The organism is Bacillus sp. NTK071 (assembly GCF_017303315.1).
Classification (GTDB): domain Bacteria; phylum Bacillota; class Bacilli; order Bacillales; family Guptibacillaceae; genus Guptibacillus.
This window is the reverse complement of sequence record NZ_JAFKOI010000121.1, coordinates 1-262: the sequence shown is the minus strand read 5'-3', so window position 1 is coordinate 262 and position 262 is coordinate 1. Positions and strand designations below refer to the sequence as shown.

At 63.7% G+C, this 262-nt stretch carries 1 protein-coding gene; it reads right to left on the bottom strand.

Features of this window, described 5'->3' with window-relative positions; genetic code table 11:
* Positions 1-249 (bottom strand): IclR family transcriptional regulator domain-containing protein (locus JI666_RS21290; RefSeq protein WP_349769371.1); only part of this gene is annotated, 249 nt, incomplete at its 3' end.
* Positions 250-262 lie beyond the last annotated feature (13 nt).

The following is a 262-nucleotide window of genomic DNA, read 5'->3' as shown; positions in this document are numbered from 1 at the left end:
CTTGGTCAGGCGCTCGGACGGCGCCGAAATTGTCAGCGACGCAGCAAAGTGCCGCCCTACGAACACCGGAACCGAAACAGCCGATAGGCCAAACCGCCATTCATCGCGGGCATAGACCTTGCCAGTGGCGCGAATGCTCTCGAGCCGGGCGTAGAGCGCTTCGGGAGTCGCCAGCGAAAAGGGCGTAGCCTGGACCAGGTTGCCCGCGAATTCGGCGATCACCTCTTCAGGCTGGTAGGCCAACTGCACCTGCCCCGCCGAA